The 10615-nt window shown below is 45.8% G+C and carries 12 protein-coding genes; 9 read left to right on the top strand and 3 right to left on the bottom strand.

Features of this window, described 5'->3' with window-relative positions:
• Window positions 1–487, bottom strand: a 487-nt coding sequence (locus tag HKN88_09845) for a hypothetical protein (GenBank protein NNC98359.1), incomplete at its 3' end; no start/stop codon positions are given.
• 78 nt (window positions 488–565) lie between these two features.
• Between HKN88_09845 and HKN88_09840 the strand changes: the two genes are divergently transcribed.
• Together HKN88_09840 and HKN88_09835 are read left to right on the top strand one after the other, a co-directional pair.
• Window positions 566–1429: an alpha/beta hydrolase gene (locus HKN88_09840; GenBank protein ID NNC98358.1), complete on the top strand. Its 864-nt coding sequence runs from the start codon at window positions 566–568 to the stop codon at window positions 1427–1429.
• Between the two features lie 78 nt (window positions 1430–1507).
• Window positions 1508–2560: an NAD(P)H-binding protein gene (locus HKN88_09835; protein ID NNC98357.1), complete on the top strand. Its 1053-nt coding sequence runs from the start codon at window positions 1508–1510 to the stop codon at window positions 2558–2560.
• 243 nt (window positions 2561–2803) lie between these two features.
• Here HKN88_09835 and HKN88_09830 read toward each other — a convergent pair whose 3' ends face one another.
• The gene (locus HKN88_09830; GenBank protein NNC98356.1) at window positions 2804–4795 is read right to left on the bottom strand and encodes a DEAD/DEAH box helicase; all 1992 of its coding nucleotides are present in this window, start codon (window positions 4793–4795) and stop codon (window positions 2804–2806) included.
• Between the two features lie 177 nt (window positions 4796–4972).
• Between HKN88_09830 and HKN88_09825 the strand changes: the two genes are divergently transcribed.
• The 7 genes from HKN88_09825 (at window position 4973) to HKN88_09795 (ending at window position 10145) form a co-directional block, all read left to right on the top strand.
• Window positions 4973–5269 carry a DUF2288 domain-containing protein gene (locus HKN88_09825; protein NNC98355.1) on the top strand — a complete coding sequence of 99 codons (297 nt, stop codon included), beginning with the start codon at window positions 4973–4975 and terminating at the stop codon, window positions 5267–5269.
• Window positions 5270–5332: 63 nt separating this feature from the next.
• Window positions 5333–6535 carry an NAD(P)/FAD-dependent oxidoreductase gene (locus tag HKN88_09820; GenBank protein ID NNC98354.1) on the top strand — a complete coding sequence of 401 codons (1203 nt, stop codon included), beginning with the start codon at window positions 5333–5335 and terminating at the stop codon, window positions 6533–6535.
• 80 nt (window positions 6536–6615) lie between these two features.
• Window positions 6616–6984 carry a DUF1428 domain-containing protein gene (locus tag HKN88_09815; protein NNC98353.1) on the top strand — a complete coding sequence of 123 codons (369 nt, stop codon included), beginning with the start codon at window positions 6616–6618 and terminating at the stop codon, window positions 6982–6984.
• A gap of 93 nt (window positions 6985–7077) precedes the next feature.
• Window positions 7078–7689: a class I SAM-dependent methyltransferase gene (locus HKN88_09810; protein ID NNC98352.1), complete on the top strand. Its 612-nt coding sequence runs from the start codon at window positions 7078–7080 to the stop codon at window positions 7687–7689.
• Window positions 7690–7710: 21 nt separating this feature from the next.
• Entirely contained in the window at window positions 7711–8775 is a 1065-nt protein-coding gene (locus HKN88_09805; GenBank protein ID NNC98351.1) for an HlyC/CorC family transporter, read from the top strand.
• 12 nt (window positions 8776–8787) lie between these two features.
• The gene (locus tag HKN88_09800) at window positions 8788–9060 is read left to right on the top strand and encodes a hypothetical protein (GenBank protein ID NNC98350.1); all 273 of its coding nucleotides are present in this window, start codon (window positions 8788–8790) and stop codon (window positions 9058–9060) included.
• A 20-nt stretch (window positions 9061–9080) separates the two neighbouring features.
• Window positions 9081–10145, top strand: a complete 1065-nt coding sequence (locus HKN88_09795; GenBank protein NNC98349.1) for a hypothetical protein — start codon at window positions 9081–9083, stop codon at window positions 10143–10145.
• 57 nt (window positions 10146–10202) lie between these two features.
• Here the strand turns inward: HKN88_09795 and HKN88_09790 are convergent.
• On the bottom strand, window positions 10203–10615 hold a 413-nt coding region (locus HKN88_09790; protein ID NNC98348.1), incomplete at its 5' end, for a hypothetical protein.

Genomic DNA, 10615 nt, shown 5'->3' with positions numbered 1-10615 from the left:
GGCTTTGATCGGATGCCCAGGCCCCAAGACGGGAGAGTGGATGCCGGGTATTGAAATAATTTTCACTTTCCATAGCCGGCGAGCGACTGATTCGGCCACTAATTCGTACCTGGCGGCCTAACTGGTCCCAGTGGAAAACGGCGGTGGCGAATGGGTGCCTGGACAGTTGCTCGCCCTTGGCAGATTGATAGTTTGTGAAAAATACCACATAGCTTTTTTCCAGATTTATGTCTTTACATAAAACCACACGTGCATCCGGCACCATAACGGTTTCTTCAACTGCTTCATTATCCAGAATGGTTGCTTGATCAGCTTTTTTAATCGTCTGCTCGGCCAAAGTGCTGATGACCATGGCGTTAGGATTGGGCTGCTGGGCAAGTTCGGTCGCTTCATTCAACCAGCGTGAGAATATCTGAAACGGCGACAAGCGAAGGTCTTCCGGTAACAGGTTTTCCTTTAGATATTTTTCTAGTTCGGCTTCTGACATGTGTTTGTTTATTACTAAATTTATTTTGCATAGGCATTATAATGGGCAAAACCCGGCACACTTCAAAAATAATCAATTATGTTAGACAGCACACAATTCAGCCTTTTAACCGGCCAGCCACTTGAAACCAATTACCTGTCATATACTGCATCCGATGGCGTAGAGCTGAGTTATCAGCGCCTGGGCAGTGGGCCACCATTATTGTTAATTCATGGCCTGGGTTCCAGCAGTATGGATTGGGAGTTTCAATACGCCGATCTTGGCAAAGATTATGAATTGATCATCCCGGACTTGCGTGGTTTTGGCCGCAGTATGCAAGCGTATTTTGCCATGTCCAAACCCGCGATCAGCATGGCTTTGTACGCCAGTGATATGCGTGATCTGATGCAGCACCTTGGCATTCAGTCCTGTCCGGTGCTTGGCTATTCCATGGGTGGGGCAGTGGCCTTTCAGTTGGCCATGGACCAGATCGATCACAATGAATATTTCATACCTGAGGCTTTGCTTATTGTAAACAGTTTGGCAAGTTTCAAGATCGACACCTTGAGTAAACTTTATCAGGTAAGTTTGCGTCGCTTACTGGCGCGTATTTTGAGCATGCCGCAGATGGCGAAGATCCTGAGTCGAAAACTATTCCCTGATAATCCTGTACTGGGTGATCGCTTGCGTGAACGCAACAGTAAAAACCGCAAAGCGCCGTATATCAAGGCCCTCAACGCGCTAATCGACTGGCAAATGGGCGAGTACCTGGAAAAAATTGCTCAAAACACATTATTCATTAGTGCGGATAAAGATTACACACCGCCAGCGCATAAAGAGCGTTCTGCGGTCAAAATGAAAAATGCCAGAGTGCACGTGATCAAGGATTCCATGCACGGCACACCAATGGATCAGCCGGAAGAATTTAATCGCGTGGTTCTGGAGTTTTTAAAACAAATTTAAGGTCATGAGATCCTGAATTGGTTTCATGCGTGTGTGGCAATTTGAACTTCGAGAGAAGGTTCGAGAGAAGGTAATTACATGAAAACAATAATGATCTATGGCGCTAATGGTTACAGCGGTGAGCTCATCGCGCGGGAAGCCGTTAAGCAGGGCATGAAACCGGTTGTGGCGGGGCGCAATAAAGCCGCAATTGAATCTTTGGCCAGTGAATTACATCTGCCTTCGCAAGTGTTCGCTTTGGACGATGTTGATGTGGTTGCCTCGAACTTGCTCGATGTGGACATTGTTATCCACTGTGCGGGACCATTCTCGGCGACTTCGGCCCCAATGCTGGAGGCCTGCATCATGAGTCAGACCCATTACACTGACATCACCGGTGAAGTTTCGGTGTTTGAGCATTGCCATGCCCAGGATGCGCGTGCCAAAGAGGCCGGTATCGTGGTGTGTCCGGGCGTGGGCTTTGATGTGATCCCGACTGATTGTGTATCCGCCAAGTTAAAAGAATTAATGCCAGACGCAAGCCAACTAACCCTGGGCTTTGATTCCAAATCCGGCTTTAGCAAGGGCACTGCAAAAACCTCGGTTGAAGGCTTGGCCAATGGCGGGGGCGTGCGTGAGAACGGCGAGTTAAAACGTGTTCCACTCGCGTATAAAACCCGGACAATAGATTTCGGTAATGGCGAGAAACTGGCAACCACCATTCCTTGGGGTGATATTGCCACCGCATATTATTCCACGGGTATTCCAAACATCGAAGTGTACATTCCATCCTCACCCGGCATGATCAAACAAATGAAGCGTGCCAACTGGATCCGCCCCTTGCTGGGACTCGGTTTTGTGCAAAATGCCATGAAAAAGAAGATTGATAAATCTTTGGTTCCGCCCTCCAAGGAAACTCGTGACAAGGCTGTGACTTACGTATGGGGTGAGGCCAGGAATGCAGCTGGTGAGGTGAAAACCGTGCGTTTGCGAACAGCGAATGGCTACACCGTTACCAAAGACGGCGGCTTGCATCTCGCCAAAAAGATTCTGGAGTCGGAAAATTTATCCGGTTACAAAACCCCGTCAATGATCGGGGGTTCGGAACTAGTGCTGGAATTACCCGGTAGTGGAGAGTTTGAGATTTCGTGATACGGTTCAGGGTTAAAATAATTCGCTCATACTTAATTTCAACAACGAAAAAAATTTCTAACCTCGGTTTGACGGCAATAAGTCGATCCAGGCAGTTGTATTAATAAATTACCGATGAAATTGCGGAATCCCGGTGTGGGTTAAGTTTTAATGGATTGGAGTGAATGATTCCGAACGCTTACATGCCATGGGATTCAATGAATCCGCATCAGAAAGTTAATGCATGCATTAAGGGTTTTTGAATTACTTTTTAGCTTGTCGCTTTTTGGCTTGTTTTGCCTGTTTTTTCTTTTTTTGACGTTTTTGCGCGGCGGATCTCTTGGGTTTTTCTTTACGCTTGGAATTTTTATCTTTGGATTTAGGCTTCTTGGGCTTGGAGTCCTTTGCCATTACCTGATTGGCTTCTTTTTCGTTCTCGGATCTGGGTTTTCTTTTATCTTTATCGCGTGAGCTGGCGATTGTATTTTTGCGATTCTCACTGCGTTTATCATCACGTTTGGGCTTGCGAGCGTCAGTATGAGATCTACGCTTAGGCTTGTCATGACCGCCTTTTGAGTTCTTGCCACTGTCTGCCTTGGATATTTTCAATTGCTGACCGGACACCCATACATTTTTAAGCTCCTTAAAGGTTTCGGTAGGCATATCGGCTGGAAGATCCACAAAACTGTGTCTGTCCATTATATTAATACGCCCAATATAACGGCTGTCCAGATCGGCTTCATTGGCAATTGCACCAACAATATTGCCAGGTCTTACGTCATGCTCATGGCCGACTTCTATGCGGAAGCGTTCCATGCCTTTTTCAGGTTGAAAATCTTCGCGTGCCCGGCCTTTTTTGTTTTTATCCCTGCGCCCACGCGAACGATTTTCAACAGCATCGCTTTTTTTCCAGGTATCGCGTGAACGCTCCCTGGAAGTATCCAGAAAAAATGGCGTATCGCCTTGAGTGATGTTTGCCAGAGCGGCCGCGACTTTTTCAGGAGCTACTTCGTGTTCGCTTATATATTCCTCGATCATTTGGGTATAAAATCCGAGATCGCCATCGGCAAGTGATTGGCTAATGCGTTGTTTAAAACGGGAAATACGCTGCTCGTTTATTTCTTTGGTGGAAGGTAACTGCATTTGTTCGATCTTGGAGTTGGTCGCTTTCTCGATCGAGCCCAACATACGGCGCTCGCGTGGCGCGACAAACAAAATCGCATCGCCTTCACGTCCTGCGCGTCCGGTGCGACCGATGCGATGCACATAGGACTCGGTGTCATGCGGAATGTCGTAATTGATCACATGACTGATGCGTTCCACGTCCAGGCCACGCGCAGCCACATCGGTGGCAACCAGAATATCCAGCTTGCCATTTTTTAAATTATTAATTAAGCGTTCGCGTTGTGCCTGAGCCACATCACCATTAATCGCTGACGCAGCATAACCGCGGGCCGTCAGTTTTTCGGCGAGTTGTTCGGTGGAGTTCTTGGTACGCACAAAAATAATAATGGCAGCGAATTCTTCCGCCTCCAATATCCGGGTCAAGGCATCCAGTTTATTGGTGCGACTCACTAACCAATAACGTTGTCGTATCGTGGATGCAGTAGACGAACTTTGTTTAATCGTAACCTGTTCGGGATTGTTTAAGTATTTTGTGGCAATACGACGGATCTGTTTTGGCATGGTTGCCGAAAACAAAGCGATCTGCCTGTCATCCGGGGCCTGCTCCAATACCCATTCAACGTCATCAATAAAGCCCATGCGTAGCATTTCATCGGCTTCGTCCAGCACCAGAACTTTCAAGTTATCGACTTTCAAGGTGCCTTTGCGCATATGGTCCATAACCCGACCCGGAGTGCCAACCACCACATGTACACCACGTTTCAAGCCACGAATCTGGGTGTCATAAGCCTGGCCGCCATAGATGGGAAGCACATGAAAACCCTTAATGTGTTTGGCGTAACTTTGAAATGCTTCCGAAACTTGAATTGCCAATTCACGGGTCGGTGCGAGCACCAACACCTGAGGGTCTTTTTGTTTCAGGTCCAGTTTGCTCAGCAAGGGTAATGCGAATGCCGCAGTCTTACCCGTACCGGTTTGAGCTTGCCCCAGGACATCACGACCATCCAGTAAAAAGGGAATGGTTTGTGCCTGGATCGGGGTCGGGGTTTCGTAACCCACTTCGTTCAATCCTGTAAGAATAGCGGGGCTGAGTGCAAGCTCTTTAAATGCACTTGGTGTGGGATCTGTCATGGGAAAACCTGGAACAATTTTTGGAGCGCGGATTGTGAATGCATTTCACTCGCGCGCTAATGGGCGTGTAGTGTAGCGGTTTAGAATTGTGACACTGGGGAATTTGCCGCTTTTTTCGCCGCTTTGATCGTAACTATTAAATACTTCAACTAAAACAATAAGTTATAATCGTTTGCTATGAAAATTGAAAAAACTGGTCTGGTTTATGAAACGGCAAAAATTGAATGGCGGGCCTTACAGCGTTTCTACGCGCAAGGTAATGTCATGCACGTTGCTTCAAAACTGGACCTGGTACGGGTGGCCACCGCGTTTTTGCATGACGATGTTGCGGCAGTAGGTGCATGGCAGGCTGCAGGACAAGTACGAAAGGTGGATGATGCACAGGCTTTACAATGGTTTGAATCCGATGCACAGGTCTGGGCGGTGACAGTTGCGCCCTTTGTTCTGGTGCAATCAATTCATTCTAAAAATTGAGCATAGGTTTGCACATGCGATCGCAAATTTGTGTTCCGCGCTTACGCAATACCGGATTTTCTAATGTCTGTTAATAACCCCAATCATTACGATGTCATTGTTATCGGCGCCGGTGCTGCGGGCTTGATGTGTGCGATTACTGCTGGTCAAAGAGGCCGAAGAGTGCTTATTATCGATCACGCCAATAAAGTCGGTAAAAAGATCCTGATGTCAGGTGGCGGCCGATGTAATTTCACCAATTTGCACACTTCGGATAAAAATTTCCTTTCCGCCAATGCGCATTTTTGCAAATCGGCACTGTCACGCTACACGCAATACGATTTTATCGAGCTGGTTGAAAAACATCAGATTGAGTATCAAGAAAAAAAACACGGGCAATTATTTTGTGTGAATAAAGCTAAAGATATCGTCAGATTACTTTTGGATGAATGTGAAAGTGCCGCTGTGCGGGTCGAAACCTCGATGTCTGTGAATAAGATCAACTATAAAAATGAAATGTATTCACTTGCGACCTCACAATATTCGGTCAGTTGCGATTCTCTGGTCATTGCAACAGGAGGCTTATCCATTCCACGCATGGGCGCAACCGGGTTTGGTTATCAAGTGGCCGCACAATTCGGTTTGCGGGTTAATGACACATCAGCGGCTTTGGTTCCATTTGTACTGACCGAGAGTTTGCAACAGCAGTTTGAGCATTTGTCGGGAATTTCAGCTCCTGCGCAAGTGAGTTGTAATGACATGTCGTTCACTGAAGATATGTTGTTTACTCATCGCGGTTTGAGTGGACCGGTGATGTTGCAGATATCCTCCTATTGGAAACCCGGGGACACTTTATCGATAAATCTGTTACCCAAAATGGATTTGCAAGAAAAATTGCAAACTTTACGCTCTAACGGAAAAATCCAGCGGGTAAAGAATTTTTTAATGGAGCACTTGAGCAAGCAGCTGGTGGAAAGCTTGTCGTCACTTTATCTAAAAGATTTGGCAGACAAACGTATTGCTGATCTTGCAAACGTTGATATCGATACATTGACAAAATATTTACAAGAGTGGGAGATCAAGCCATCCAGCACGGAAGGCTATAGAACCGCGGAAGTGACATTGGGTGGTGTGGATACAGACGATGTGTCGTCCAAAACTTTTGAGTGTAAAAGTCAACAAGGGCTATATTTCATTGGTGAAGTGTTGGATGTGACCGGTTGGCTGGGTGGGTTTAACTTTCAATGGGCCTGGGCGAGTGGTTATGCGGCAGGAATGTATGTTTAAATAAAAAGTCAACATTCAATTTCTGATATAAAATCTACAACAGATCAACTAGATAACTTCTACAAAATATCGGAGTAATTATGTCTGACTACATCGACGGATTCATTTTTCCCATTCAGACCGAGCGTTTAAGCGAATACAAACTACTTGTTGAAGCGGTTGCGGACATTTGGAAAGAACATGGCGCACTCGACTATCAGGAGTTTATCGGTGACGATATGAATTTGGCCGGGACGCGATCGTTTACCGATCTCATTGATGCAAAAGAAGGTGAAATTGTCGTGTTTGGCTGGGTGACGTTTAAATCACGTGAAGTACGTGATGCAGTCAATCAGAAAGTCGCGACAGACCCGCGCATTGTGGATTTGATGGATAAATTTGACACAGGTTTTGACCCTACTCGAATGGCTTATGCTGGATTTCAGTCACTTTTTCAGCAACATGATTGATTCAGGTTGCATGTTAAAAATTTGAAATATCAATGCCCAAAAAATGTATTGTGGCTTAAGTGATGCTTTCGAACTAGCAGCATATTTTTAAGTATGAAAAACCTCGAAGACATCCGCAAGCACACCATTCAGACCTATGAAAAACATGCTCAGACTTGGGATATGCATCGCCCTAGAGTATTAATAGAAAAACCCTGGTTAGATAAATTCATAGAACTATTGCCCCCACAGGGTCGAGTGTTGGATGTGGGTTGTGGTGCCGGTGAGCCAATAACCGGTTACTTGCTTAAGCAAGGATTCGACATAACAGGACTGGATGCATCTCCAGGCATGCTGGAAATTGCCAGAATGCGTTTTCCAAACGCAAGTTGGGTAGAAATGGATATGCGAGATATGCAGTTTGATACCAAGTTTGACGGAATCATCAGTTGGGATGGTTCTTTTCATCTCACTCAAGCAGTACAACGCCAGCTTCTTCTTCAATTCGCCCGGCATCTGCACCCTAATGGCGCCTTGTTGATGACTATTGGGCACGAAGCGGGTGAGGTGACCGGAACTGTCGAAGGGGATGCTGTGTATCATGCCAGTATGGCGCCTGACGAGTATCGGGATATTCTGAGGTCTCTTGAATTCGGGCGTATTGAAATCAAATTACAAGATGAAAACTGTGGCTTGCATTCGATTTTATTGGCACAAAAGCAGTAAACCTGAAATAATTAACTTTAAATGCAGTTGCTTATCTTATTCTTTGTTCTGTCGATCCTGTTCTCTTTTCTGTGTTCTATCTGGGAAGCGGTGTTGCTGAGTATTACCCCTTCCTACATTAACCGTAAAGTGCATGAGAATAAAAAGATCGGGCATGACTTATTAAAGTTCAAAGAGGATATTGACCGACCGCTATCAGCCATTTTGACGCTTAATACCATCGCACACACGGTGGGGGCTATAGGTGTCGGTGCCCAGGCTGCAAAAATATTTGGTAGTGGTGCTCACTTTTTAGGTTTGCCGACTGAAAGTGTAATTGCCGGATTTATGACCATGGCTATTTTGATCTTGTCTGAAATTATCCCCAAAACCATTGGCGCGAACATGTGGGAAAAACTCGCGCCTTTCACTGTGAAATCGATCAAGGTTTTGTTGGTTATTCTTGTCCCTTTTGTCTGGATCAGTCAGCTCATTACCAAAAATCTCAAGCGTGACAAAGACAAAAGTATTTTCAGTCGCGCCGACATTGCAGCCATTGCCCACGCCAGTGAGGAAAGCGGAGTGCTGGACAAGAGCGAATCGGACATTATCAAAAATCTCTTGCGATTCAAGGAGGTCATGGTCAAGGATATTATGACTCCGCGCACGGTGGTGGTGAAGGCCGATGAGAATATGACCTTGATGGAGTTTCACAACCAGCATCAACCTTTGCGATTTTCACGAATCCCGATCTACTCGGAATCGGACGACAACATCAGTGGTATAGTTTTAAAAGACGAACTCCTGCAACATCTGGTTGAAGACAAAGATGAGACTCTGATGAAAGACATCAAACGCGATGTTCTGGCAGTTCTCGATGGCATGCCCTTGCCCGCTTTGTATGAAAGTCTCACCACTGAGAGTGCCCATATTGCTATTGTTGTCGATGAATACGGATCCCTGGTTGGCATTGTTACCATGGAAGACCTGATTGAGACATTGCTGGGGCTGGAGATTGTTGATGAATTCGACAAAGAGCCGGACTTGCAAAAATTTGCCCGGGATAAATGGAAAACCCGCGCCAAAGAACTGGGCTTGATCGAGTAAACCGAGATACATATGACTACACAAAAGAAAAACTGGAGACTCATCTATTGGCTGATAGCTGCGATCATTTTGCTAATACCATTGGTCGCCATGCAATTTACCCAAGAGGTTAATTGGGCGATTATGGATTTTGTGGTGATGGGTGCGATGCTACTGTCCCTTGGTATAGGTTTTGAAGCACTGGTGCGTCTCAGTAAAAACCCTAAAAACCAACTCATTGGTGCCATCGTCATGATCGGCGTATTCTTATTGATCTGGCTTCAGGGTGCCGTTGGTATTTTTTAAGCTGTCACTAGGAATACTAAATGAAAGTAAATGACCTATGCCCGCAAGGAATTACTGATGAGGATCTCGACTATCAGGGTTCACGCTATGCCGAAGTAAAGGAAGCAGTTTTTGCCAATCCATACCAGCGTGTCTGGGGCGCACCCGGCGAACCGCCATTCCCTCATCATGCAGTTACTACACGTGGTGTATACGAAGGCTTTCTACCGGGTGGCAAGCCCGATCAATTCAAACAAGCCGCAATTCGGACCTTAAAAACATCCGCTGACCTGCGTTGGGGCGAACACGCAAAAGGATTTCGAAAACTCATCCATTCCAATGGCGTGTGTATGACCGGAACCTGGGAGATCACTAATGATAACGAGTTCAGTGGATTTTTTAAAAAAAGCAGTAAAGGAAAGATCATTACCCGACTTTCGTGTGGCAGCTCGGCAATCAAAAGTGGCAATAAAAGAGCCTTTGGGTTTGCTGGCAAGCTTTATCCAACCATGGATGAAAACCATCAAGAACTTCTAAAACCCGCCAGTTTCTTTTGTCTGGATTCCTTGTCTGGAAATGACGCCACACACTACACCGATGTTACCTTACTCAATGGAATTGCAGTGCGAATCCTGGATGTTGACTTACCCGGGAAACTCATGCTCTTGAGGGCGGGCATTGTTTTTGGTGGTCTCGACAAGAATGGAAGTTTACGCCAGGTCTACCAGATCGCCGAACTCGACAAAGCACCCGATGAAGCTTGTAATGCACCTGAATTCATGTGTCTTGTTCCCTCTGAAGGACATTTAACCATCGATGAAGAAGATTTTAGAGATGAATTGCTGGGGCATATTTACGATAAGGGTAATCCGGTTCCACAGCGCACCTTGTGTTTTGATATTTTGGTCTCGAATCAGGGTAAAGAAGTCGGCAATGCAGTCACGGGTTCAAAATTTGAAGTGACTGACTGGCATAAAATTGGCAAGATCACTTTAGAGGACGGAGTTGCTTCCCACAATGCAGATCATGTACTGCACTTTACCCATCCTCCGTGGAGAAACGACCGCAATGATCCCGACTCGGTAGCCAAGAAGAATATTACTTAGTGATTTTTAACGGATTCGAAAAACACACTGTCGAGATTTGAAAAATCACATTCATGATCAAAAGCTCCAACTCATTCCGAGAGAAAACACATTGGTGCTATACGAATCCTGATCCACATACAAATAGCCGAGATCCATCGCCAGGTCATCTGATAATGGAAATTCGTAATTCAGGTTGTATTGTGTGCTGTCCGATTGCGATAACAGGCTGGTATCAAAAGTCAGGCCGACGGTGAGAAATTTATCGCTATCGGTGTAGTAACCTAGGCTTATACCGGTTGATGTTTCTTCCAGCGGGTTATTTGTGGTGAATAATAATTGCTGTATCTGTGCAAAGCGTTCGTTATCCACGATCTCGCCATCGTAAGCGTATTGTTTGTGTTCAAAGCCCAAAAGAAAATTCTCCCAACCGCCATAAATCGCACTTATGCCGATGCCGAGTCCATCATTTTCACGTTGTATTTCCAGCA

Source organism: Gammaproteobacteria bacterium (genome assembly GCA_013001575.1).
Classification (GTDB): Bacteria; Pseudomonadota; Gammaproteobacteria; order Steroidobacterales; family JABDMI01; genus JABDMI01.
Note: the sequence above shows the minus strand (reverse complement) of the source record. Positions and strands in the feature narration are given on the sequence as shown.